The sequence below is a fragment of the Mycolicibacterium peregrinum genome, from assembly GCF_001665625.1.
GTDB classification, from domain to species: Bacteria; Actinomycetota; Actinomycetes; order Mycobacteriales; family Mycobacteriaceae; genus Mycobacterium; species Mycobacterium peregrinum_B.
Genome location: NZ_LZSY01000130.1, coordinates 1 through 22,346 on the forward strand (window position 1 = coordinate 1; position 22,346 = coordinate 22,346).

At 63.9% G+C, this 22,346-nt stretch carries 27 protein-coding genes and 1 pseudogene; 14 read left to right on the forward strand and 14 right to left on the reverse strand.

All coding sequences use genetic code 11. From position 1 onward, the window contains the following. Positions 1-205: pseudogene (locus A5779_RS34300) on the reverse strand (hypothetical protein); the annotation flags it as partial. A 136-nt stretch (positions 206-341) separates the two neighbouring features. Then, on the reverse strand, positions 342-1,199 hold the full coding sequence (locus A5779_RS21465) for a DUF2637 domain-containing protein (RefSeq protein ID WP_082941788.1): 858 nt from the start codon (positions 1,197-1,199) through the stop codon (positions 342-344). Between the two features lie 605 nt (positions 1,200-1,804). Between A5779_RS21465 and A5779_RS21470 the strand changes: the two genes are divergently transcribed. Beyond that, the gene (locus A5779_RS21470; protein ID WP_064885441.1) at positions 1,805-3,763 is read left to right on the forward strand and encodes a hypothetical protein; all 1,959 of its coding nucleotides are present in this window, start codon (positions 1,805-1,807) and stop codon (positions 3,761-3,763) included. Positions 3,764-3,786: 23 nt separating this feature from the next. On the opposite strand, the gene A5779_RS21475 is transcribed toward A5779_RS21470, so the two are convergent. Next, complete coding sequence (locus tag A5779_RS21475) at positions 3,787-4,041, reverse strand: hypothetical protein (protein WP_064885443.1); 255 nt, start codon at positions 4,039-4,041, stop codon at positions 3,787-3,789. A 128-nt stretch (positions 4,042-4,169) separates the two neighbouring features. Here A5779_RS21475 and A5779_RS21480 point away from each other — a divergent pair, with 128 nt between their 5' ends. After that, complete coding sequence (locus A5779_RS21480) at positions 4,170-4,496, forward strand: ArsR/SmtB family transcription factor (protein ID WP_413784929.1); 327 nt, start codon at positions 4,170-4,172, stop codon at positions 4,494-4,496. 120 nt (positions 4,497-4,616) lie between these two features. Here the strand turns inward: A5779_RS21480 and A5779_RS21485 are convergent, their stop codons facing one another. The 10 genes from A5779_RS21485 to A5779_RS34305 all read right to left on the reverse strand — a co-directional run bounded on the left by A5779_RS21485 (position 4,617) and on the right by A5779_RS34305 (position 11,423). Next, positions 4,617-5,258 (reverse strand): hypothetical protein, encoded by a 642-nt coding sequence (locus tag A5779_RS21485; protein WP_064885445.1) that lies wholly within the window; start codon positions 5,256-5,258, stop codon positions 4,617-4,619. Next, the gene (locus A5779_RS21490; RefSeq protein ID WP_064885447.1) at positions 5,255-6,235 is read right to left on the reverse strand and encodes a ParA family protein; all 981 of its coding nucleotides are present in this window, start codon (positions 6,233-6,235) and stop codon (positions 5,255-5,257) included. Before A5779_RS21490 ends, A5779_RS21485 begins: the two co-directional genes overlap by 4 nt. A 1,623-nt stretch (positions 6,236-7,858) precedes the next feature. After that, positions 7,859-8,443, reverse strand: coding sequence for a hypothetical protein (locus tag A5779_RS21495; protein WP_131811670.1), 585 nt, complete (start codon positions 8,441-8,443; stop codon positions 7,859-7,861). Positions 8,444-8,485: 42 nt separating this feature from the next. Then, the gene (locus A5779_RS21500) at positions 8,486-8,680 is read right to left on the reverse strand and encodes a hypothetical protein (RefSeq protein WP_236734838.1); all 195 of its coding nucleotides are present in this window, start codon (positions 8,678-8,680) and stop codon (positions 8,486-8,488) included. Positions 8,681-8,748: 68 nt separating this feature from the next. Further along, a complete protein-coding gene (locus tag A5779_RS34085) occupies positions 8,749-8,895 on the reverse strand; it encodes a hypothetical protein (protein WP_165609816.1) in 147 nt (48 codons plus the stop codon). A gap of 90 nt (positions 8,896-8,985) precedes the next feature. After that, on the reverse strand, positions 8,986-9,168 hold the full coding sequence (locus tag A5779_RS21505) for a hypothetical protein (protein ID WP_064885453.1): 183 nt from the start codon (positions 9,166-9,168) through the stop codon (positions 8,986-8,988). Next, positions 9,165-9,683 carry a hypothetical protein gene (locus tag A5779_RS21510; RefSeq protein WP_236734839.1) on the reverse strand — a complete coding sequence of 173 codons (519 nt, stop codon included), beginning with the start codon at positions 9,681-9,683 and terminating at the stop codon, positions 9,165-9,167. The genes A5779_RS21505 and A5779_RS21510 overlap by 4 nt, the downstream gene beginning before the upstream one ends. 135 nt (positions 9,684-9,818) lie before the next feature. Beyond that, positions 9,819-9,995: a hypothetical protein gene (locus tag A5779_RS34090; protein ID WP_165609815.1), complete on the reverse strand. Its 177-nt coding sequence runs from the start codon at positions 9,993-9,995 to the stop codon at positions 9,819-9,821. 47 nt (positions 9,996-10,042) lie between these two features. Beyond that, positions 10,043-10,225 (reverse strand): hypothetical protein, encoded by a 183-nt coding sequence (locus A5779_RS21515; protein WP_064885457.1) that lies wholly within the window; start codon positions 10,223-10,225, stop codon positions 10,043-10,045. After that, positions 10,218-11,423, reverse strand: coding sequence for a helix-turn-helix domain-containing protein (locus tag A5779_RS34305; protein ID WP_064885459.1), 1,206 nt, complete (start codon positions 11,421-11,423; stop codon positions 10,218-10,220). Before A5779_RS34305 ends, A5779_RS21515 begins: the two co-directional genes overlap by 8 nt. Before the next feature lie 176 nt (positions 11,424-11,599). On the opposite strand from A5779_RS34305, the gene A5779_RS21525 reads away from it, so the two are divergent. Further along, positions 11,600-12,100 carry a hypothetical protein gene (locus A5779_RS21525; protein ID WP_131811671.1) on the forward strand — a complete coding sequence of 167 codons (501 nt, stop codon included), beginning with the start codon at positions 11,600-11,602 and terminating at the stop codon, positions 12,098-12,100. Positions 12,101-12,184: 84 nt separating this feature from the next. Next, a complete protein-coding gene (locus tag A5779_RS21530; protein WP_131811672.1) occupies positions 12,185-12,775 on the forward strand; it encodes a hypothetical protein in 591 nt (196 codons plus the stop codon). Between the two features lie 333 nt (positions 12,776-13,108). On the opposite strand, the gene A5779_RS21535 is transcribed toward A5779_RS21530, so the two are convergent. Then, positions 13,109-13,441, reverse strand: coding sequence for a hypothetical protein (locus A5779_RS21535; RefSeq protein ID WP_236734840.1), 333 nt, complete (start codon positions 13,439-13,441; stop codon positions 13,109-13,111). 129 nt (positions 13,442-13,570) lie between these two features. Between A5779_RS21535 and A5779_RS21540 the strand changes: the two genes are divergently transcribed. The 10 genes from A5779_RS21540 (at position 13,571) to A5779_RS21580 (ending at position 21,815) form a co-directional block, all read left to right on the forward strand. Continuing rightward, positions 13,571-14,089, forward strand: coding sequence for a thermonuclease family protein (locus A5779_RS21540; RefSeq protein ID WP_064885482.1), 519 nt, complete (start codon positions 13,571-13,573; stop codon positions 14,087-14,089). 360 nt (positions 14,090-14,449) lie between these two features. Beyond that, entirely contained in the window at positions 14,450-16,129 is a 1,680-nt protein-coding gene (locus A5779_RS21545; RefSeq protein WP_064885465.1) for a ParB/RepB/Spo0J family partition protein, read from the forward strand. A 345-nt stretch (positions 16,130-16,474) separates the two neighbouring features. After that, on the forward strand, positions 16,475-17,515 hold the full coding sequence (locus tag A5779_RS21550; protein ID WP_064885467.1) for a DUF932 domain-containing protein: 1,041 nt from the start codon (positions 16,475-16,477) through the stop codon (positions 17,513-17,515). Between the two features lie 539 nt (positions 17,516-18,054). After that, positions 18,055-18,291, forward strand: a complete 237-nt coding sequence (locus A5779_RS21555) for a redoxin NrdH (RefSeq protein ID WP_064885469.1) — start codon at positions 18,055-18,057, stop codon at positions 18,289-18,291. Between the two features lie 45 nt (positions 18,292-18,336). Then, complete coding sequence (locus tag A5779_RS21560) at positions 18,337-18,618, forward strand: hypothetical protein (protein ID WP_064885471.1); 282 nt, start codon at positions 18,337-18,339, stop codon at positions 18,616-18,618. Next, positions 18,615-19,256 (forward strand): hypothetical protein, encoded by a 642-nt coding sequence (locus A5779_RS21565; RefSeq protein WP_236734841.1) that lies wholly within the window; start codon positions 18,615-18,617, stop codon positions 19,254-19,256. Before A5779_RS21560 ends, A5779_RS21565 begins: the two co-directional genes overlap by 4 nt. Continuing rightward, positions 19,253-19,426 (forward strand): amidohydrolase, encoded by a 174-nt coding sequence (locus A5779_RS33630; RefSeq protein ID WP_110777580.1) that lies wholly within the window; start codon positions 19,253-19,255, stop codon positions 19,424-19,426. Before A5779_RS21565 ends, A5779_RS33630 begins: the two co-directional genes overlap by 4 nt. Beyond that, entirely contained in the window at positions 19,423-20,097 is a 675-nt protein-coding gene (locus A5779_RS21570; protein WP_064885473.1) for a trypsin-like peptidase domain-containing protein, read from the forward strand. The genes A5779_RS33630 and A5779_RS21570 overlap by 4 nt, the downstream gene beginning before the upstream one ends. A gap of 715 nt (positions 20,098-20,812) precedes the next feature. After that, on the forward strand, positions 20,813-21,436 hold the full coding sequence (locus tag A5779_RS21575) for a hypothetical protein (RefSeq protein WP_064885475.1): 624 nt from the start codon (positions 20,813-20,815) through the stop codon (positions 21,434-21,436). An 88-nt stretch (positions 21,437-21,524) separates the two neighbouring features. After that, entirely contained in the window at positions 21,525-21,815 is a 291-nt protein-coding gene (locus A5779_RS21580; RefSeq protein ID WP_064885477.1) for a hypothetical protein, read from the forward strand. The last annotated feature ends 531 nt before the right edge of the window (positions 21,816-22,346 follow it).

Consider the following 22,346-nt stretch of genomic DNA (forward strand, 5'->3'; position numbering starts at 1 on the left):
CCGGCGGAGGTGGCGCGATCGGGTCATGGCCGGGTGGCAGCGGATAGGTCGGATCAGTCGACGTCCCTCCACCGCCGCCGCCATCGATCGTGGGCGAGACAGCCGGTGACTGTGGCGGCGGTCCGAACAGGTTGCCAGCGGCGCCGATCAACTTGCCCACGTGGAAAACCGAGTCCGCCAAGATCTGGTCAAACGGAATCGTCACCGTAGACCCGTCCTTTCATTCGGGGGCGCCAGCCGCCGCAGTTCTATTGATGTGAACGCTATGGACCGTTCGCCGGTTATGCGACAGCCGTCGAGCACCGAAATCGCGGCACAGCAACAGGAGCTCTGATGGCGGATCAGCCGGCAGTACTGCACTGAGCGTCCACTCCGATCCCGAGAAGCACGGCTGTCTCGTCACGCACCTTGCCCACGACGTCGTGATGCCGATCAACGCGCCGACCGATCTCCCGGAGCGTCAGCGGCGGCTGACTGTGGAACAACAGCTGTACCGTCTCGGCGATCACCTGCTGCGGATGGCCTGTCAGCTTGCCGCGCGCCTGGATGCCGGCCGCGACTGCCAACGACAACTCAGCCACTCCCCCGACGTAGTTGCCGACCTCTGCGGGCGCCGGTGCGGTGAGCTCGTCCTCGGGCGTGAATGCCCAAAGTCGAGCCAGCAAATGGGTACAAGCCAAGAGAGCGATTGGAGGGATGCAGGATATGCCGGCCCCCAGCCAGGAACCGGCCGTGACGGGGCCCAGGTCCTGGCCTGTGAGATGTGGCAGCAGCGGGTGAATGAAGTTGGCGCTCATACTCACAACGGCTCCGAAGGCCAGAACGCACCACGAGTAGATCTGGTTCGACTTCTGTCCGGAGTAGCCACCGAACGCCACCAACGACATCGTGGCCACGATGATCATGCCGTCGACGATCAGCGGCCACAGCCACGCGATGTATCCCGGCCACGCCAGCTGCGATGCCATATCCCATAGCGAATAGAACGAGAGGCCGAATGAGCCGAGAGCGATGAACACCGTGACGCCTACCGCGCTGCGTCGTGCGCGGCCCAGCATCCGCAGCTTCTCGTCCGCGCGGCTTGTCGTCCCAGGCTCTCCCACCGCGGGCGGCGGCTCAGTGCTCGTCGGCTGAGCTGGTGGCGCAGGTTCGGCCGGAGCGTCAGGTGCCATTGGGGGCCGCTCATCGAGGAGGGTCATTCGGGCTTCCTTTGCATAGCTCGGATCTCGACTCGAAGTGTCAGCTGCAACCCGCGCCTTACGCGACAGCCAAAGCAGATTCGAAGCATTCCGATCATGGCCGGGCTGGGTGTCGGTGTCGGCTTCCGAGCCTGTTGACGACGTGCTTGGGCACCACGTGAGACAGACTCACGGAGCCGGCGGAAGGGCCGCAAGGGAAGCCACTTACCGACCCTTCACCGACAATCAAGGGGCATGACCAGCGTGTCTGACCGGTTTAACCGGCTTTCCGTGCCAAACTCGGCGTCAACACGAGCACCAGGAGGCACACCTATCACTTTGCCGCCGCGTCGGACGCTGCACCCAGCGTAGGACGCCACAGGGTCAAAACCAGAAATCCCCGCCGAAGCGGGGAGATCCGAAACCTAAACCGAAGCGCCAACTTCCGTTCAGGCGACCCGTAACAACCGAATTCTCTGACACCGATTTTGGGGCCAACCACGTAAGGCTGGCTCCAGGATAAAGGACGCCCTTGTGAGCCGCAATGAACGACACCCCATTGTGATATTGGCGCGGGCAGTTCGGCCCAATCAGCCCGGCCCGCAACCGTTTTCCGTGACCAGCCCGTGACAACGGCGGTCCTCCCAGCCGATCGCAAGGCCCCGGCCTGCCCGCCGGAGCTCGTGTGGAAACGGCTGGCACGACTGGTGGCTGCGCCCGGGCGCAGCAGGATGCGCCTATGGAGCCCCGACACCGGGAAGTTCAGCGACACCGCCAAACACTGCGAGCGACTTCCGAGCCGGCCCGCCGCGGTGTATCTCTACTCACATCGTCGTACCCAGACGTTGTGGTTGGACTTCGATGCCAAGCAGCACGGTCCCGCAGCCGTTGCCGCAGACCTGTCCAGGGCCGTGGAATGGATCACCGAATGCGGCGGAGTAGTCGTCACTGATCGATCCACCAGCGGTGGCCGGCATCTGATCTGCCCATTGGCCATCGGCACCTCAGCGTCACTTGACGAAATCAACCACCTGGTTCGGCTTCTCGCAGCCCGGCTGCCCACCCTCGACATCACCCCGAACACCAACGCCGACACGGGTTGCATGACGCCGCCGGGATCACCATGCCGCGAAGGTGGCTACCGCCAGCTCGACGGAACCCTGGACGCCGCCGTCGAGGCCTTCACCACACGATCCGATCCCGGCCTGCTGCCCCGGTTGCTCATGCTTCTCGGTGCTCTCAATCCACCAGACCGTCAGCGCTCCATCACCGCACCACAGACACCCAGCGCCGCAGCCGAATACACCGTGGGCGCCGGCGACGACCAACGCATCAGCGCTCCCTACGTCCGCCACGATCCGCTGCCGGCCGACGTCGCCGCCTACGCCACGCACGGAACACTCAACCCAGCGCGCCTCACATGGCAGTCCAACCACGAGGCCCGCCAATCCGTCGTCGTCAATGCGATCGCCCGGGGCCACAGCCTGGCCACCCTGCGCGAGATGATCGAGCCGAACGGTCCCTGGCACCAAGGACTCGGATCCGCCTACCTCCGCTACGACCACCGCGGCGACCAGGCCCTCTCACGCGATGTCACCAAAGCATTCGACTGGTTGATCAACAACGTCTTAAAGTCCTCTCCCCCACGGCACAAGACAAAGAACTCACCGGGGGGATACACCCCAGGACCACGCGGACCGAAGGATCTTCGGGACTGGCTCGCCAACGGAACCGCCTGGGCCGACAAAGAGTTCGCCGGCAAGAGGTACCGCTGGACAGTGCACGCAGTTCTGCAGAGCATCGCTTTCTACGCTGTGGTGGCCGGAGAGCAACGATCAGGAACCTGGCTGGTGGGTGTCGGCGGCCGAGCACTCTCACTGAGCTGCGGGCTCCTGAGCGAAGACACCATCTGGCGCGTACTCGCAGACCTTCGGGAAAGAGCCGGCGCGCCCCTCGTCCTCGTGAGACATCACATCGGAACCGAGGCCGACGTATACGCCCTCACCACCCAGAACCGCGTGACCAACGACCCCGCAGCCGCTGAACGCATCCGCATCGAACCAGTGCACGACGCCTGGATCATCCTGGGCCACCACCTGCGCCGAATCTACGAACTGGTCGCCCACCATGGACTGACCAACAAAGCCGACATTTATGCGGCGGCCGCGGTGCCCAGAGCCACCGGCGACGCCATGGTGATCGACCTCGAAATAGCCGGCCTACTCACACGCACCGGTCGAGGCACCGTAGCTCGGGGGCCCGTCGAGCTCGACACCATCGCCGACAGCCACCAGTTGGGCGACTACCGCACTGCTCGCCTGGAACGTCATCAGGCCGAAAGAGCGGCCTGGAAAGACTGGCTGGATCAACGCGAGCAAGCCCGCAACGGCGCACCCCAGGGCGGATCATCCCAAGAAGTACTCGTCGTCGCAGGGCCTTCAACAGGTCTCGACGAACCCACCGAACACGCTTACCTGGACCTCACTATGTCGACCGGTCCCCCACCGATGGACGACATCGACATCGAGCGGGAAGCGATCGACATGATCGCTGACCTGCTGGGCGGGAGGATCCTCGCCGCGTAGAAGACTGGGTGACCCGGTATCCCTCAGGACGCCTGGGCCGGCTCCAAGATTTCGCCGTTCTTCTCGCAATACTCGTGAGCCTGCTTGATCAGCTCGGCGACGAACGGTTCGAGCAGCACCGCGACCTTGACGCCCTGGGCTTCTGCGAACTTCGTGAGCGCCTCATGGTCGAGCGCGCTGACTCTCTTGGCCACCATCTTCTCGCTGGCACGAGTCTCGTTGTGCCGCCAGTTCCTCCGGCGACGCGGCGCCTTGGCGGCGTCCGGTGTGTCCGGCATATGCGCGCTCCGTTCAAACTCACGGTACTTTGTGGCATACCCACTCTGACCAGGTATTACAGGATCTGTGTAACAGAATATCAGTAACACGAAACCTATAACAGAAATCCTGTAATAGCATGTCAGGCGTGTCGTCGTACGCCCAATCCGAGAGAGTCCAAGAACTCTCCCGGGTGGTGTTCGGCCAGAAACACCGACTCGCTGTCATGGTGGCGATCGCTCAGAGCGACGGCCTGGTGAACCCCAGCGACCTCGCGATGCAACTCGGATTCGGCGCACAAAGCGCCATCCAGCAGCCACTCAAAGACCTCACCGCCGCCGGCCTGATCACCCGCCAAGACGGAATGGGCCGCGTCTACTACCGGCGAAACCCGCACACACTCTGGGACGCCGCCATCGAACTGCTCGGCCAAGCCCTCGCCGTTGACATCGGCTCACAGACGGTCGAGAACTGATACACCACCGCGCCCGGGCGCATCGGCGCGAAACTGTCGCTCCTTTGCGGACCTCAACGACCTGGTGAGCACGCGGATCCAGCCCCGACACCTGGACGGATGAGGCTGGATCCGCAGCGGTCACTGAGCTGTCGCGTCCTTCTTGCCCGGAAGGAAAGCGTTGAGGACCGGGGCGATCCACGTCGACCGGGTATCAAACCCCAGCTTCTTCCCGATTTGGTCGATCACCGCCTCCTGCTCCGGCGTCGGGCTGAACGAGATTTGTGAACTCCCGCCACCCAGATACCGCACCGCCGACGGGTCAGCCGGGAACAAGTCGTTCACCGGAGCCGTGCTGTATCGCGACTCCTGGATGATCTGGTCGAGCTTGTCGGCCTTGTGCATGGCACTGATCGCCTCCAAGACCACCTGCAAGTTGGTGGACTTGTTGTCGTGCCGGTACTTCTCGAACCGCTTCTTGACACCGGCGGTGACGTACACGGCTGAGGCCGGCTTGGTCCGTGTCCGAGGCCGACCAGGCTTGCGGGTGGTCGGAGCTTCGGGCGCCAACCGAACCGGCGCCACGGCCGCCGGCGGCGTCGAGACCGGTTGTGGTTCAAGCTCAGGAACAGGCTGGCTGCGCTCCGGACGGTCCGGCACAGGGGCCAGCGGAGCCGCCGAGACGTCACCGACCAGGTCGGCCAGACCCGCACCGCGACTCTTCGGTTTGGTGATGTCGCCGAGATCCTCTGCAGGAAGCTCCTGCCGGGTCAACTTGCTCATGGCCAAACTCCTTCTTCGATCATTTCGGCGCGGATGTGCGATCCACGTCTGAGAATCTCGCCTGTCAGCTCTGCGAAGTCCTCGGCAACTCCGGCAGATGTCTTGCTCACGACGGTATTGGCATCGGCCTTCCCTTTTCGTATGGCCGACCGCGATGGATTGTTCGCGACTTCCAATTCGAGTTCGTGGGCCAGCCGGCCAAACTTCGGCACGTCCCGGCCGACAGCTTCCGAATGACGAATGAACGCCTTGAACATCACGTCCTCGTTCTGCCCCAGGTCGGCCGCGACATTCTTACCGTGTTCCTCGCGGATCTTCTTCGACGCGATCCCTGACGCGAAGACGCAGCAGCCCAACAACATCACGTACGGATTGTGCTCGCGCATCGCCCGCAAATCACCGGCCACCTCGCGCAGACCGATCCTCGATAGGTCGTCGGTTTTCATGGGGATTACCACGAAACGTGCCGCACATAGAGCTGCCTGCAGCAACAGCTGGTTTTCGGGTGGCGAGTCGATGAAGATCACTCCGTACTGGTGACTGATCTCCTGAAGAGCCATCGCCAGCGACATCAATACCTGTTTGGCTGATTGGGAATTCCCCATCTCTGCGGCCATGACGGGTGCGATGCGGCGGATGTAGGGCCCGCCCGGCACTACGTCTAGCCCGGGCCGAACATCACGCACCGGGCTGAGTGCAGCGCCGGCGGTGATCGCACTGTAGAGGTTTCGACCCTTGTCATCGGCCTCAGTGTTGGCGAAGCCCAACATGGTCGCGACATTGCCCTGTCCATTGAGATCGACCAGGAGAACCCGAGCACCGTCGGAGGCTAGAAGCGCCGCGCCGTGCGTCGAGCATGTCGTCTTGCCGACCCCACCCTTACCGTTCGCGAACAGATATACGTTGCCGAGCCTGCTCCAATTGACCGCGGGTTCTGCGGTCCCAGAATCATCCCAAGCGGCTACGCTGCTAGTCATGTGGGCGCCTCACTCTGCGAGTATCGGGAGTTCCGCGCGCCTGCTGAACCGCACCGCCGAAGGTGCCGCACACCATGCACGCTCATGGTTCACAAAGTCTATGGCGGCCAATGCGACACGTCAGGCCGTGCCATGCAGGCCTGAGGGCATGACACCGGACGAGACCGCCCGTCAGCGCCCGGCCATCACATCGCCCACGTCGCACTGCAGCAAACGGGGCGACGACCTACGTCAGCTCGCACATGCGCGCACCCGTGGGTTCACCCATCGCGGCCGACGTGCTCACGCCAACCCGAATCATCACCCGGCATCAGGTCCGCGCTCACGCCACGTCGTGAGCATTTGCACCCACTCGCAGGCGCACACGGAGTGCAGTGCGGCGCATCGTGTGGCGCCATGTCGCCGACAAACCCCCATGTCAGGCCGCATGCGCAACCCGGCACCGTATTCCGCTCCATACCTGAACCGATACCTGACTAGATACCAGTGCGCATACCGAGGCTCAGGTATGCGCACACATATCGGGCAATACCGTGTAAGCCGGTCGCGTATCGACCCGTCTTCACGTTTGGCGACACCCGATGCGGGGTGCTGTGATGGATAATAGCTATCAGATAGGCCACCGCGTAGTGACCGTAGTCGTTGACCCGACAGTGCACCGGGTGTGGCGAAAAATATTTTTTGCGGCGCGGCGTGTCGCGCGTGTTGCAGCGTCGCTCAATGCGGTGAGAGATGCACTGCGCACCACCCGTCTAGCGATATCTATCCCCATCCGCATTCAGACGTGCCAAAGAATCCCGCAATCAATAGTCGGCCCGACCACGCCGCAGATGCTGACTGGCACCTGTACAACGGCATATGGCGCAATAAGTGCACCGACAGGTGACGCGGTTCGGCTGCCGATGGCATGCGATACGCGTCCATTCGCAGCGTCCCTGACGCAGGGTCATGTCGCGCATCGCAGTGAATGTGCAATGCGACTGCTGGTCCGGACCCATGTTGGGCATCACGCCCGTGTGCCTACATGCCGCGCAGTCCCGCAACACATCCCGGTGGACATCAGTGCAGCCATATAACGGTTCGTGCGCCGAGCCGCCCGGCACAAAATGCGATCCGAGATTCGGATCACCGCCTGCGCCACAACGGGCGACCACGCACAACAACCCGTTGTGCAGACCGCCTGCTGGGCTAGGGGAGTGGCCAGCACTCCGCACGGCACTGACCACTCCCACCAGGCCTTTTGTCGGGAACAAGCACCCCTCCAGCCTCTGTAACGCACGGAAAAGGGCCCTGGCACGCCCTCAGCCGCGCCGAACAGCTCGCCGGGCATCAGTTATCACCCACCGCGACGTTTGGGCCTGTACGTGGCCACCAGAATGTTTTCCCAGGTTGCCGGAGCAGACTCTCGGGCCGGCGTTGTGCGCAGCCCTGTCCCGAATCGCTGGTGGCAGGTAACCCCTGTGCATGCTGGCACCCCGCGGCGCATGCACTGGGGGAGGGGAGCGGCCCCGTTACGAGACGTGCTCCAGGTCGTACCCATCGCGCCCCACGCGCCGGAAATGCAGCTTTGATCTGGCGGCGTGCACATGCACACTTCGACAATGACCCAACCTGCGCAGAGAACTACGTGACGTAGCGCCAGATCCCGCGCGCTTCGAGTAGGGGCTGTACCAATGCCACGACGTCGTCGCCTGCGATCTCGTAGCTCGTCGCTGTGAGGCGGTCGTTGCCCGGCAGTTCGGGGCAGGGGTGTGGCCCTGGCTCAGCGGCGTCCAATCCGTCCCGCAGCTCCTTCGCCAGCGTTCCAATGACTGGCCACGCGCGTTCCAACTCACGCGACCAATCCGGTTCCCTCTCAGGGATGCTGGAATCGATCCTCGCCATTTCGGTGTAGAAGGCGAGATCGCTTGTCCCACCAACGCCTTCCAAGAAGGCCGCTGTCACCGTCTCCCGGAACGATCTTCCGTTCGCGTCGATGTCGTCCAAATCCTCAAGCGTCGGTTGCTGCCATTGCACGCGAGCCTCAGCCCACGGGCCGGCGTAGAAGACGAATGCGGCTTGTGCCGGCTCACTGGTTACCCAGCCGGTGATCTTGGCGTTGCCAGTACCGCGGCCGGCCACATTCCAAGCCGATACCGGGCCGTCCAGATCGCCGACGACAGTCATCAGCGCAGCGACGGCGTGGCCTGCCTCGTGGTGGGTGATCACCGCTTTCTCATCGCGCATACAGAGCCCCTCCCTAGCCCGCGCTTACTCGGCGGTCTTCTGAACCCATGACTTGGTTTCCCAGTCCCACACAGCATCTGGAATCGGGGCTGGCAGTGCTACAACCATCGCGCCGTTGGCGGCATGCTCGTCGGCGTATCGTTGCGCCTCAGCTTGCTCGTCTGCGGTGAAAGTCGCTGTCGCGGTGGGATTTCCTGGGACGCGCACGAGGATGGTCAAGTCGTCTAGTGTGACGTCGCGGCGCTTCGGCGAGACTCGGGTCCGCGGGTCGCCAGCGGTGGGTTCACTCATCGCGCACCGTCTGCAGCCATCGGGACGACAGGTCCGCCCGGGTGGCTGGGGTCGTCCTTTGTGGATGCGGTCTTCACGATGCCGTTGTCGAACCCCAGATACCCCTGGTCACTGCTCGGCGTCGCGTTCGATGTTCTGCCCATGGGCTACATCTTCGCTCTCCGGTCGGACATTCCACGCCATCGAACCAGCGAAACCCGTTCTGACCTGGGTTAAGCGATCGAGGTGGGCGCTTATCGTGGGGATTGCTCCAGTGCGGCCCGCAGCGTTTGGAGCGTGGCGCCGGCCGGCGGTCCAGCGTCTTGATATGCGGTCTTGAGGCGTGAGGATTCGTCCGGGCTGAGGGAGCGGCCGACGACTTCTTGGATGACGTGTGAGAGGTCGACGAGGTCGTCCAGGTCCAACGCGGCGCTCACGAGTTTGATCCGGAGCGGGCGCGCATCGCGTCGCGGCGCAGCGCGGCGGCGAGGTCGTGGTTGTCGGTGAGGTCGGCGACGGTGGTCAATGTGCGCGCGATCCGTGCGAACATCGCTGAGGGAGCGGCCACAGGGCCAATGGTGTGATCGGACTGAACCAGGCCGGCCACTGACAACAGCTGGGCGATCTCGTGGATCCTGGCACGCCGATCGGCAGCGTCGATCTCCTGGAAGGTTCCGAAAAACTGGATGGCCTCGGCAAGGCCGGCGATGAGCCGGCCGAGGTTGGCCACGCTGACGTGTGCGGTCCGCGGCAGATCGAACAGGTTACTTCCCGGCGCTTCGTCGGCGAAGGTGGACACGAGCTCGTCGGCGAGCTCGTCGAGGGTGTCGTCGTCGAGGTACTGCCGGCTGTTGCGCTCATCGATGCCCAGTTTGGGGGAGGCAGAGCGATTTTGTTCTGTCAGAAACGATTCTGCGACCTCGACGGTCAGAGTCATTCCGCGCTTGCTCACACGCTCCGTCAAGCCGACCGCTGCTTCGCGAAGCCAGCTTGGTGTTCGGCGCTGGCCGGCGGGTTGATCGGGATCGGTGCGCGGGCGGTCAGTCATTGGCAGAGCCGCTCTCTTCCTGGGTTTGGTGCGTGTGGTCTAGGGCTGGTCGCGTCGGGGTGCCCCGTGTCGGCGGGGGACGACCGTGGTGAAGATGTTGGGGCTCTCAAGGTTGGCCGCTTCCTGCCATGCCTTGTCTTTGTCGTCGATTCGCTCTGATGTGGTCGCCTCGCCCGTGTCCCGGTCGACACTGACCACCCAGTAGCCCTCACTCATCGTCACGCCTCTTTCTGGAAGCGGCCTTCGGAGCTCAGCGCGTCGAGCTAGGCGCCGTGGTGGCGGACGATCGCTAATCGTTCCAAGTCCCACGGGAAGTGCACGTGGCCGCCGCGGCCGCGGACGACCTGGGGGAGTAGATCGTAGGTGGCCGTGATCTTGAGGCCGCCGGCCGGGATCCCGCACTGATCTGCGGCATCGGAGAGTTTGGCGAGTTCGGGTTCATTCATCGGTGGATCCGTTCTCGCTGGTGAGGGCGGCTTCGGCCCGTTCAACGGGTGTGCCGGGCAGTGTGTCGGGTGTGGGGGTGTCGGCGATCGCCGCAGCGATCGCCCGGTCGATCGCTCCGGTAGCCCAGGCCTCAAGCGGGCTCTCTGGTGCCTGGTCCCATGGAGTGTCGAGGTCCACCGAGACAGTCACCGGGACGGGAAGCTTGAGCGCCGTGAGACGCTGTCTCACGGCCTGGGCAACCTGTCGGCCGTATTCGGCGAGTTCTTCGCGCTGGAGGGCTTCCAGGCGGTCTCTGAGTACCTCGATAGTTGCTAGAGCATCCTCGGCCGCTTGTTCTTTCGAGGTGAGCTCGGTGGGGTTTTCTCGTTCGGCCGCCAGCGCTGCCTCGATCTCCTCGACCGTTGGGAGTGGTGGGGGAGGACCGTCGATGATCTGCACGCCCATGTCGGTGTAGTACTGCCTCATTCTCTCGGCGAGCTCCTTGCCGGGGTAGCTGTACACGAAACCTGGCTTGATCGCGTTTTCCCGGCGTTGCAGCTCAACCTCGGCGGCGTCGAATTCGTTGAACCACGTCGACGAATCCATGTCGAACAGGATCCGTTCGGGGTGCACGACGACGTTGATGGGTTCGGTGCGGTGGCGCCACAGATCCCATTCGTCTTGGCCCACAGCGGCATTGAGTGCATCGCGGACCACGGCGGCTTCCCAGGAGCCCGGCCGGCCCGCCAAGATCGCATCAATGCCACCGATGTTGGCGGCCGCCCCGGCAAGGGCTGTGGTGACGAACGCGGCCCAATCGATCGGTAGGCCATCGGCATCGAGGTCGGGTTCCCAAGAGCCATCGGGTGCTCGACGTACCGGCTGGTTGGTGAGTCTCGCGGCTTCGGTGAGTACCCGCACCGCCTCGTCGAGCACTACCTGGTGCGGCCGCGCCGCGGCCGTGGAGCTCCTGCCGGTATCCGCATAGCCGCTATCGGCCAACACCGCGTCGAGCACTTCTCGATATGGCCGGCCGATCGTGGCGGCCAACGCGTCGAGTGTGGCCCGCGCCGGCCATCCACGCACACCATTGGAGCGCCACTGAGACAGATTCGCTCGCGTGATGCCGACCCGTCGCGCGATCTCGGCGTCCGTGATATCCGGATGGGCGTTCTTGTACCAGTCGATCAGATCGACCAGGCGACTGCTGGGGGGCATTCACCCAGCATGAGGGCAATACGGAGCTATGTCAATAGCTGCTAATCACGATTGGTAAGTGGCGCTTAACTGACATAAGGTAGCTTATCGGATCTTTAAATAGGTCTGAAATGAGGTCCGTAATATAGAACCTATACTTGCACCTTGATTTGAGTCTCCGGTGGTATCGTCGCCTCATGGTCGTCTTGAACCCAACGAGAATGCGTTCGATCACCGATGCGAAGACGAAGTTCAACGCACTGGTCTCCGAAGCTCAGGCAGGACAAATTGCGCACATCGTCTCCGGTGCGAATGTCGTGGCCCACCTGGTACCGCCGACCGCCCGGATTGTCGACGACGTCAGCGTGCTGACATCCATGCTCCAGGCGCTGGTGCAGCGCGAGGTTGACTGGATCGTTGAGGACCGCAAGAAGAACGATGGCAAGCTCTACAGTGCCGGCGACGTCATGGGCCGCGCTCTTGGGTGGGCCTGGCGAACCGACGCGGCTCTGTTCATGCAGATTGTCAGCGACTACACCGTGCGGTTGGCCGGCTGCATCGGCAGACCGATGCAGCTTGATGAAATTCGGGCACCGATACGGGAAAGCCTCGGTGCTGCCCTCACTGACGGTGAGGTCGCCACGGCAGACGCCCATCTCGCGCGCAACTGGGATGAATGGATGCTCGACGCTCACTGACCAGACGCTCTGGGCAGGCAATTGCCGAATTCGGTGTCACGTGACGAAACTATCCAAATGTCATTTTAAGTGGGGGGAAATAGAATGGATACATCGGCGGAAATGTGGGCGCTGGTAGGCAAGCTCATTGCACTTGTGGCGATACCACACGCAGCCGCACAAGGGTTGTCCAAATTGGTAGCGATTTCTAATCGTCCTAGCTTCGTGGTTGTCGCCAAAACGATGGACGCTGCCACGTACGCCGCTCTCGCGGTTGTATCTACGCTGGTCGTTCACGCCTATCTTGTTGCTGCGCCTCGGAATCTGAGCAGTGCAGACATCGAGGAAGCTCGTAACACCATCACATTGGGTATGGCGATAGGGCTATACGCCCTGGTTTACTGCTGTGTGCTCGCAGGGTTGGGTACCGTTCTAAAGTCGGCGAATACCGCGCTTTACTCAACCGATTCTCAGGCCGTGAAACGTTCCTTTGGAAGGCTTTCTATCGTTCTGTTTTTCGCCTGGAATATTGCGCTGTTGCCCATAGGCAGAGCGATCAATCAACATCCTGCAGACGGCCCGGTTCTTGCCGCGCTGGTTCTATTCGGTCCGCCACTGCTCGCTGTGCTTGCGATTTGGGGTGCTCGCATGTGGTACCAGCCCACTCTCACGCCGGCGGCTGACGCCACTGACTAGTGAGACGTGTTGCGGCTCAAAGCGTGCGCTTCCCCGGCCGAAGCAGCCCACCTGGCGCTCAACTGCCCGCACCATGTCTCGCAACACGCCTTTTCCTGTTCGCAGGTGATCCCGAGCGGCCATCTGGGTGTCAAGGTATGGCCTTTCGGCGAACCGGTCAACGGCGTGCTGTAGCCGCCGGAAATCGGTTGTACTGCAACATGGTTCAGCCAGAGCAAGGCCGTCTCGGAGAGTTTCGAGCATCTTGTCGCGATCGCGAAGTCTCGGCATGGATGCCGACTGTAGGCCGATCGTCCCGCTCCCACCACTCACCCTCCGCGCAGCGCCGCTCGTTCATTCCAGTGGCGCGATGGTGTCGGCTTCGAGCCAGAGCTGCATCGTCGTGTGCGCGTGTCCGTTGCCGCTTCTGACCGGAAGCAGACACACGGCGATCCAGGCGCCATCGTTGGCGCGCCGGATCCACGCGATTTGGCGGCCAGGCATCCACGGCCCTGTGATCGAGTACCCGCCGGCCTTCACCCACATCGGAAGTTCGTCGCGACGCGGAGCCGTGCCCAGAGCCGGGAAGGCCTTGGTCGTGTCGATGCGAACCGGCCGGTCCACCACGTGCAGGGTCCGGTACCCGCAAATCTCACCCGACCAGTCATCAAACACGGCATCGAACACACTTTCGAGTATCCCAGCTTTCGCGCCGTGCGTCGACACCCCCAGAATGGCGGGGTTTGGATGTGGAATAACCCCAGGTCCAGGGCAAACAATGATCACATGGTCCTGATTCGGCGCACTGCTGTCCTCATGCTCGCTCTGGGTTGCTGTCTCCTGGTCCCCTCCTGCGCGCCTATTGTCGGCAACGCTGACCCCACCGGAGGGAGTAACGCCGCGGTGGTCCGAGTGGTCGACGGAGACACCGTCGACATTCGCCACGATGACCGTGGGCGACTCCGGATCCGGATCCTGGGCATCAACGCCCCCGAGACCCACAAGCGAGGATGGACGGTCGGCTGTGGCGGCCCAGAAGCATCCTCATGGGCAAACGCGTTTCTCCCAGTGGGACAGCATGTTTCGATGGCCACCGACCCGACCCAGGCCCCGACCGACCGATATGGTCGCACGCTTTCCTACCTCGACCTTCCGGATGGGCGCGATTTTTCCGTCGAATCGGTCCGGGCAGGCATGTCGCAGGTCGCCACCTACGGCAAGCGCCCGATCCAGCGGTTTGAGGCTCTCACCGCGGCGGAGAACGAGGCCAAGAACCTACACGCCGGCCTCTGGGGACCACCCTGCTTTGGCGCGACAGAGTCGGTTCCCGAGTAGACAAAGTGGCCGGCCACCGGTGATCAGGTGGCTTGGTAATGCGGGGCCGGCTCAGGTGGTGGTTGCGTCGAGCAGGTGACGTGACGTTTTTGTGCCTTTTGCACTTTCCGATTGTGGCGGGTGGCTCGCCTACGCGCCAAGACGCCGGCCTCCGCTGCTGCGCGACGCTCCGGGCCCTGCGGGCTCGCAAAGTCTTTCCCTGCACTCGCCGCGGTCGCTGACGCTCCCGGTGGCTTCGCTGGGAAAGACTTTGCGCCCGAGTCTTGCACTCCGGCTCCCCCACACCCGCCCAAATCTCCAGTGCCAAAAGGCAAAAAGAACGGGCGGCCTCCGGGTCGCTCCAACCTGAAAGGTACTGAGATGACCGACACCACCCAGCAGGACGTTGTTGAGACCGCACAGTTCGGGACGCTCGAACACCTCGATCCGGCAACGCTGGAAATCGGTGAGAACGTCCGCGACGAGGCGATCCTCGACAAGTCGTTCCTGGCCAGCATCGCCGAGAACGGCGTCCTGACGCCGATCACCGCCGTTCGCAGCGCCGAGGATCCCGACGTGATCCGGGTCCGCAACGGCCAGATGCGTACCCTTGCGGCCCGCGAACTCGGCCTGGTCAGCGTGCCGGTGTACGTGCTGCCATCTAGCGCGGCGGACGCCAGCGAAGAAACGATCGAGCGCATCGTGCACCAGATCGTCACCAACGATCAGGTGAAGGCGATCACCGAGGCGCAGCGCGCACGTGGCATCCAGCAGATGCTCAATGCCGGAGTGTCGCAGACCAAGGTCGCCAAGAAGCTGTCGGTGAAACGCGACACGGTCAAAGCGGCTGCGACAGCGGCCAAGTCGAACGCCGCGATGCAGGCACTCGATACCGGCCAGCTGAGCCTGGAAGAAGCCGCCGCGCTCAGCGAGTTCGACGGTGACGACGATGCAATTGAGAAGCTGATCGCGGTTGCCGGGACCACCAGGTTCGCCTTGCGCGTCGAGGAGCTGCGCCAGGCCCGCGAGCGTGACCGCGCATATGCCGCCGCCGTGCAGGACTTCACCGAACGCGGCTACCGCGTGATCGAGCACGACGAAGCACCCGTATGGGACGACATCACCTGCGTGGCAATCGAATACCTGCTCACCGCAGAGGGAGAGCGCCCCACCGTTGCCGTCGTCACCGATCCTGCGCACTGGGCGGTCATGCTTTACGAAGAGGACGGCTACGCCGACGCCGGAACCGGCGAGATCGTGGACGAGGACTCGATCGACTGGACCACCCGGGACGACGATGAGGCCACTCCGGAAGAGGGCCTGCGGCACGTCAACAGCGTGGTCCAGGCGACGGTCTACTCGCCCGACTGGTACTGCCTGGACTACCAAGCCGCTGGCCTGCAGCTCGGCCACCAGGTCTCGGCACACGCCGAGCGTGACACCACTGTTCAGGCCGAGGCTGACGTGACCGATGCCGATGCCCAGCAGGCCCGCGACGACGCCGCTGCCGCAGAGGCCGAGCGGGCAGCGACCTTGCGGCGTGAACGGCGCAAGGTCATCGCCCTCAACCGGATGGCCGAGGCAGCCGCACCCGTTCGCCAGGAGTTCGTGACCAAACTGCTCGTCCGCAAGACCCCACCGAAGGGTGCGGCGATCTTCGTCGCAGATTGCCTGGTCCGCGACCCCGGTCTCATCAAGGAGTTCCATGGGGCGACGCAAGCGGCCAAGCTGCTCGGGGTGGATTCGACCGCTGCGGTTCGGAAGCTGGTCAGCGACCTTGCACCGACCGCTGATGGTCGCGCCCAGATCGTCATCCTCGGGCTGGTACTGGGTGCGTTGGAAGCCCGCACACCCAAGGACTCCTGGCGCTACGGCGGGTACGACGTGGTCAAGGCCATCGACTACCTGCGCTTCCTGGTCGCCAATTCCTACGAGCTGGCCCCGGTCGAACAGGTGATCGTCGGTGAGCGGACCGCCGACGAGGTTTACGACGACAGCCTGCAGGCCGACGATTCCGAAAGCGAGGACCAGGACGACGAACCCGGCGAGGATGCCGACTAGTTGACCGGGCGGGCTGTGGAGGACTCCAACCTCTGCAGCCCGCCGTGGTTCGGCGAAATGGAAGCGCCTGCGGCGCTGCAGGATACGTCGTCTACGCCTTCCGGCGTAGGCCCACGAAGTGGTCTGCTTTCCGGCCTCCGATCGTAGCCGGCGGTCCGGCCGCACAAGGGCACCGCTTCGGCCTACGGCTCGGGACCGGTTTCGCGGCTCGCTGCGCTCACCGGTGAAACCGGCCCCGCCGGGCCCTTGCTGCTTACCCGGCCCTGATGCCGGTTCTCGATCTCCTTGCCGGACAGGCAAACAGAACGGGCGGCTCCGAGTCGCCCCTCCCGAAAGGTTCTCACCATGGCTCACCAACTCGATTCCACCCGTGGCCGCGTCAGCTTCGCCGACTCGCAGACCGATGCCTGGCACCAGCTCGGCCAGCAGGTCGGACACCTCATGACCTCGCAGGAGGTTCTGGAGGCCGCCCACCTTGCCCGATGGAACGTGCGTAAGGTGCCGTTGCAGGTTGCCCAGGATCCCATCGTGACCGCAGACGGCAGTGTCATCACCCCGGACCCGCTCGTCGTTCCCGATCACTACGCCACCGTGCGCGATAACCCCATCATCCCCGGGCAGATCGACGTGCTTGGTGTAGTCGGCAGCAAGTATCAGCCCCTGCAGAACGAGGCCTCGTGCGACTTCTTGACAGCGCTCATTGACGAGAGCGGCGCAGTGTTCGAAACCGCTGGTGCCCTCAATGGTGGCCGTCAGACGTTCGTGACCCTGAAGTTGCCCGAGACCATGGTGTTCGACGGCAAAGACGGCTCGAAAGACTGCACCGACCTGTATATCGCCGCGCTGAACTCGCATGACGGCAGCGCAGCGTTCCGCGGCATCGTGACCCCAGTCCGCGTGGTGTGCGCCAACACCCAGACCGCAGCGATTCGAGAAGCCAAGGCCAGTTTCGCGATTCGCCACACCGGCAGCGCCCGCATCGCGATTCAGCAAGCCCGCGAGGCGCTGAGGCTGGCTTGGCGCTACCTCGACGTGTTCCAGGCCGAGGCCGCCACACTGTACGCGGCACCGATGGACACCGACGAGGTCCGCGCCTTCGCCAACCGCCTGGTCGACGTCGACGGCGCAACCAGCCTGGCAGCCAAGAACGCTCGCCGTGACCAGGCCAATGGCATCGTCAGACTGTGGGTGTCCTCCCCCACTGTCGCACCGGTCGCCGGAACCCGCTGGGGCGCCTACAACGCGGTTACCGAGTACGTCGACCACCACGCCAAAGTTCGCGGTCGCGGCAATCCCGAAGCAGTCCGCGCGCTACGGGCGGTGACCCTGGGCAGCAGTGCCCAGACGCTCAAGTCCAACGCGTTCGCGATGCTGCAAACCCTCTGACCAGAAGAGAGCCGGGCCCGCCGAGCAGCCAGCCGGCGGGCCCGCCACTCTCGACTGACTACCGGGCGGAAACGCCTTCGGCGCTACCGACCTTTACACCACGAGTTCACACCGATTCGTGCGAAACAATAGTAATTCGGCGGCGCACCTTCACAAACAACAGCTTCCCTTTTCTGCAGTCCGGATTATGCCTTGGTTTCGGCGACTCCATGCAAGGCCATCGGCTCCGCATCCGCTGCGGCCTCCGGCGCGAAAACTTTTCCTAAGACGCTCGCTGCGCTCACTGAAAACTTTCCGCCCGAAACCTTGCACTACACGCCGCAACCAGCGATAAAGAGCCTGTCAGAAACGGAAAAAGAACGGCAGCAGACACCCGGGGCGACAATGGGCGACTGAACGTCATGTAAGTCATGAATGGAGGCTGATAAATGATAGAGAAAAGCAATAAAGTTGTTTTGCATAGGTGTGGCATAACCCTATATCGACCAGTAGAATAAGTGAATATAAACCCCGTCCAACCAATTTAACGGAGGCCCGAAATGTCTCAAATTACCGTCTACACCAAGCCCGCGTGCGTCCAATGCAACGCGACCTACAAAGCCCTCGACAAGCAGGGCATCGCCTACGAGACGGTTGACATCACCCTCGACAACGAAGCTCGCGACTACGTCATGGCGCTGGGTTATCTCCAGGCCCCCGTGGTCGTCGCCGGCGACCAGCACTGGGCCGGATTTCGGCCCGACCGCATCAAGGCCCTGGCCATGGCAGTGGCCTGACGGCCCGCCTCCACATGGCCAATCCCGCGAAAGGACCGTAACGACATGACAATTCACCCACTGCCCACCCTGGCCGACTACGACGAGCACGCCGAACTGGTCGGCCGCACCCGCGCCAAACTGCTCACCGAGATCGCTGCCGGCATCTCCTCGTTTCAGCTCGCCTGCCAACAGCTGGCCCAGCTGCGCGGCCCAGTCGAAGACCCCGACTTCCTCGAAGGCCGTGACGGCCGTGACGTCGCGCAGTTCCTCGACGACGGCATCCGGATCGGCCGTGCCGCCTACGCCGTGGTGCACACCATCATCGACAAGGAGATCCCGCGATGAGCCCGAGCGCCGTGCAGACCCTCGAACCGAGGGCCGCAGTGTCTGGCGATGACTCCTGGCTGTGCCCCAGCGACACCAACCTCGAGGAACGCCCCACCGACGACTGGCGGGCCGAAGCCTTCGTCCACCAGACCGAACCCCAACACCAGCTGATCGGCGCACTGCTCTGGCTGCCCGCAACCCGCGCCCGCGCCATCCTCGAGTTGGTCCCCGACACCGCGATCTGGCGGCCCCGCGCCCGCTGGGCATACCAGCTCATCCACGCACTCGTCGATGCCGGCCACGATCCCGACCCGGTCGCCGTGCTCGACCTGGCACGAACCCAGCCCAGCACATTCGCACTGTGCCCCGATCGGCCGCCGACCGCGCATCAACTCAAAGGCCTGGCCATCTACCTGTTCGACGCCTACCAGGACGCCATCGCGCCAAGGGAAAACGCCGGCCAATACGCTCGCGACGTTCTGGATGCCGCCTACCGAACCGCCTTCCGCGACCATGCGATCCGGATGCAAGAGCTCGCCGAATGCGACGTCGAACGCGAGCTGCTCACCCAGCTGTTCATAGACACCCGCAACGACCTTGCCGACCTGCGGCGCCGCGCCGAAGCCGCCGCCAAACCCGGATGGGACACCCCATGACCGCCCCGCTGCCCGACGCTGCGATCCTGCGCAATACCGCGGCCGCCGTCGCCGTCAACCACCGCCACCGCGCGGCCGCCTCGACCGCCGGCACCTGGATCGAAACGTTCAGCGTCCGCGCCCAACGGCACGCCGAACGTCACCTACGCCGCCGCCGGAGGACCGCATGAAACTCCTCCCCGGCCTCATCGCGGCGATCGCCACCGCGGCCGCGATCCTGACCACCGTTCCGGCAGCTCCCGCCGCAGCCGCGCTGCAGCTGGTCGAGCCCGGCGACCGCCTCGAAACCGCCAGCAACGCATGCACCCTCGGCTGGGTCTACATCGGTGCCGACAAACACACCTACGCCATCACAGCCGGGCACTGCGCCACCCGCCCCGGCGAAACCATCCGCGACCAATACAGCGGCGCCACAGGAACATTCATTCACACCCTGGTCGACCCACCCGGCATCGGCGGAGCCGACTACGGACTCATCGACTTCGGGCTACGCACCCTGCCCGTGCCGTTCGTCGACGACCAACCCGTCACCGCCAACAGCCACCCCGAGCCCAGGCCCGGACAGAAAGTATGTCGGGCCGGCATCACCACCGGCACCGTATGCGGAGAAGTCACCCGCAGCTTCGGCGACCACCAATACCTCACCGTCGGAATGACCCCCACCATCGGAGGCGACTCCGGTGGTCCCGTATGGACCACCGACACCGGCGACGGAACCGTCCACATCATCGGCATCTGGCTCGGCGGACGCACCACCATCGCCGGCGGAAACTTCGGCCGATTCGCCGCACTCGACGACGCTCTCACAGACCTCGGAACACAACCAATCAACACCGCGTGAACGCTGCTCTCACCTGCTGCCTCACAACCCGTTTTCGCATGGAAGCCCGGTAGTCAGCATCGCGTGCACATCGATGACGCTCCGCAAACCGACGATGCGACGACGCGATTCGTGAGACCTGCTACGGCAACATCGACCCGCCATTCACTGTCGCGGCCAGCACAGATAGCGCCTGCGCCTGCGCATACGCGATGCGCTCAGCGTTACTCAACTCATCGACGTTGATTCCCTGTAGCACCGCGAAAAGAGCTGGCGCCGCCGACTGAACCTTCGTGTCTAGTAATCCCTTTGATCCCATAAGCCCAGGGTCGCACGAACATAGGGCACCGTGATCAATCCCTGTGGCGCCGAGACCGCCCAGCGAGCGGGCAGCACCGAAGTACGCGCAGGGTGTGTGGGTGGTGGCGGTGCACTAGGTGCGCCCGCTGTGGCCACCTGCGGTGGCCATCGGGGTTGGGTGCCCGCTCACCTTTATTTGCCTGTCAGCGTGGCTCAGTCTGACCGGCCGGGACCCGTCACGGTCAACCCACACGCGAGCTGGTGTCCGCCGGCCGAGTGACCGTTTCGGCCCTATCAAAGCTCGCTGCCGCTCGCGGGCCGAAACCCCGGCTCCCACCATCGCGCGCTCTTCGGGGATTGACCGCGCCACCCTGCCGGTCCCCCTGATCCACACGCCAACCGGCGCAACCACTCCCGACACGAACGGAGAAAAACCATGTCCAAAACCATCATCACCCCCGCCGAACGCGCACTACCGAGCGCAATCATCTCCAACACCTTCATCCGGCTGCGCAGCACCCAGCATGCCGACCTGACCGTCTTCCACGCCCGCACCGAGGAAGTCCGCGTGAGCCTGAACTGGGGTGGCCTGCTGATGACCTTCCGCAACGCCGAAGCCGCGCAAGGTGTCCGCGAAGCACTCGCCGCCGCCAAAGCCACCCTGGTCCACCTCCCCGTCGACCTCGGAGCACCCCAGCCCAGCGACGAAGACCCCTACGACCGGCCCACCATCGCCATCGACTGGACCCGCCGCCCCTCCTACGGAGTGATGGAACGCTCAACCCTCACACCCGATAACCGCCGAACACTTCGCTGGACTGACGTCTACCTGGGCACCCTCACTCTGCAGATCCTCGACAGGGCGGCTTACCACTCCACCATGGACATCCTCAAACTCGCCCACCAGACCGCGGTCGCCGTCTGCCTCGACGGCGGCAAGCATCGCGCCGACCCCACCCGAGACGACTACCAGTTCGCGGTGAAACCGCGGACCACACGACGCGAACGCGGCCGCGCCTACCGCGACTGGGACGCCGCACAGCACCAATCGACCGAGTAATCCACAGCTACGAGTCGAGGGGCCCAGTTATCCACAGGGAGAGCTGCGGCCCCTCGACCTTTCAGCAAACAGCCGCGACCATACCCACATGGTCACCTGGACAATCACCACGCAACGCGACAACAGCGAACACGTCATCATCGGATCCAGCGAGAATCCCGTTCGAGCTCGCGGCGACCTCGCCGGCGCCGCACGATGCCGAATCCGTGCCGCCGCGGCCGGGACCGCTGCCGGCCTGCCGCGCTACGAACTGCGCCAGGCAGGCCATCTCGTCGCGATCATCCAAACCGGAGTCAACGAGGCCGGCCTACCCGATCACGCCGGCGCTACGCACATACTCGACCAGTTGGCGCACCCACGAAACCCCTTCGTCGCCTGAACGACTCGCCACACAAAATCCTTACCGGCCGTGGCCGAGATATCTCTCTGACCCAGCGGCTGTGTGGCGTCGGCGCACCAGATGCGACCGACGAATAGCCCACCTGACGGCGGGCTTACAAGTTGGCATTTGGCATCCCACTCACCTTTATGCCTGTCAGCAGGAGCCGCAGTGTAATCGTCGGGGCCGACCGTGGGTCAACCCACACCCGGGCCGAGCTGTGTAGGCCGAGTGACCCTTTCGGCCCAACGGTCGTGAGAATCCCCAAGGCGCTGCGCGCCCCGATCCTGGCCGCCCGGCCAGGTTCTACCCAATGTGGGAGCTTGGTCGGCCCGGCCATTTTCGTCTTCCGGTGTGGTGGTGGCGGCGCACTAGGTGCGGCCGGCAGATGGCCACCTGCGGTGGCCCGAAAGACGGTAGCCACTCACCTTTTTAGCCGTCAGCAGGGGTGCCCAGCGTAATCGGGCCGGGGCCCGTCGAGGTCAACCCACGCCCGGACTGGTGTCCGCCGGCCAAGTGACCGTTTCGGCC

Coding starts and splice junctions, on each gene's coding strand:
- A5779_RS21490 (WP_064885447.1), bottom strand. CDS start 6,235: ATGACTAGCAGCGTAGCCGCTTGGGATGATTCTGGGACCGCAGAACCC.
- A5779_RS21525 (WP_131811671.1), top strand. CDS start 11,600: ATGGTCGTCTTGAACCCAACGAGAATGCGTTCGATCACCGATGCGAAG.
- A5779_RS21475 (WP_064885443.1), bottom strand. CDS start 4,041: ATGCCGGACACACCGGACGCCGCCAAGGCGCCGCGTCGCCGGAGGAAC.
- A5779_RS21565 (WP_236734841.1), top strand. CDS start 18,615: ATGAGCCCGAGCGCCGTGCAGACCCTCGAACCGAGGGCCGCAGTGTCT.
- A5779_RS34085 (WP_165609816.1), bottom strand. CDS start 8,895: ATGGGCAGAACATCGAACGCGACGCCGAGCAGTGACCAGGGGTATCTG.
- A5779_RS21570 (WP_064885473.1), top strand. CDS start 19,423: ATGAAACTCCTCCCCGGCCTCATCGCGGCGATCGCCACCGCGGCCGCG.
- A5779_RS34090 (WP_165609815.1), bottom strand. CDS start 9,995: ATGAGTGAGGGCTACTGGGTGGTCAGTGTCGACCGGGACACGGGCGAG.
- A5779_RS21545 (WP_064885465.1), top strand. CDS start 14,450: ATGACCGACACCACCCAGCAGGACGTTGTTGAGACCGCACAGTTCGGG.
- A5779_RS21560 (WP_064885471.1), top strand. CDS start 18,337: ATGACAATTCACCCACTGCCCACCCTGGCCGACTACGACGAGCACGCC.
- A5779_RS21530 (WP_131811672.1), top strand. CDS start 12,185: ATGGATACATCGGCGGAAATGTGGGCGCTGGTAGGCAAGCTCATTGCA.
- A5779_RS21555 (WP_064885469.1), top strand. CDS start 18,055: ATGTCTCAAATTACCGTCTACACCAAGCCCGCGTGCGTCCAATGCAAC.
- A5779_RS21580 (WP_064885477.1), top strand. CDS start 21,525: ATGGTCACCTGGACAATCACCACGCAACGCGACAACAGCGAACACGTC.
- A5779_RS21540 (WP_064885482.1), top strand. CDS start 13,571: ATGCTCGCTCTGGGTTGCTGTCTCCTGGTCCCCTCCTGCGCGCCTATT.
- A5779_RS34305 (WP_064885459.1), bottom strand. CDS start 11,423: ATGCCCCCCAGCAGTCGCCTGGTCGATCTGATCGACTGGTACAAGAAC.
- A5779_RS21485 (WP_064885445.1), bottom strand. CDS start 5,258: ATGAGCAAGTTGACCCGGCAGGAGCTTCCTGCAGAGGATCTCGGCGAC.
- A5779_RS21515 (WP_064885457.1), bottom strand. CDS start 10,225: ATGAATGAACCCGAACTCGCCAAACTCTCCGATGCCGCAGATCAGTGC.
- A5779_RS33630 (WP_110777580.1), top strand. CDS start 19,253: ATGACCGCCCCGCTGCCCGACGCTGCGATCCTGCGCAATACCGCGGCC.
- A5779_RS21465 (WP_082941788.1), bottom strand. CDS start 1,199: ATGACCCTCCTCGATGAGCGGCCCCCAATGGCACCTGACGCTCCGGCC.
- A5779_RS21550 (WP_064885467.1), top strand. CDS start 16,475: ATGGCTCACCAACTCGATTCCACCCGTGGCCGCGTCAGCTTCGCCGAC.
- A5779_RS21575 (WP_064885475.1), top strand. CDS start 20,813: ATGTCCAAAACCATCATCACCCCCGCCGAACGCGCACTACCGAGCGCA.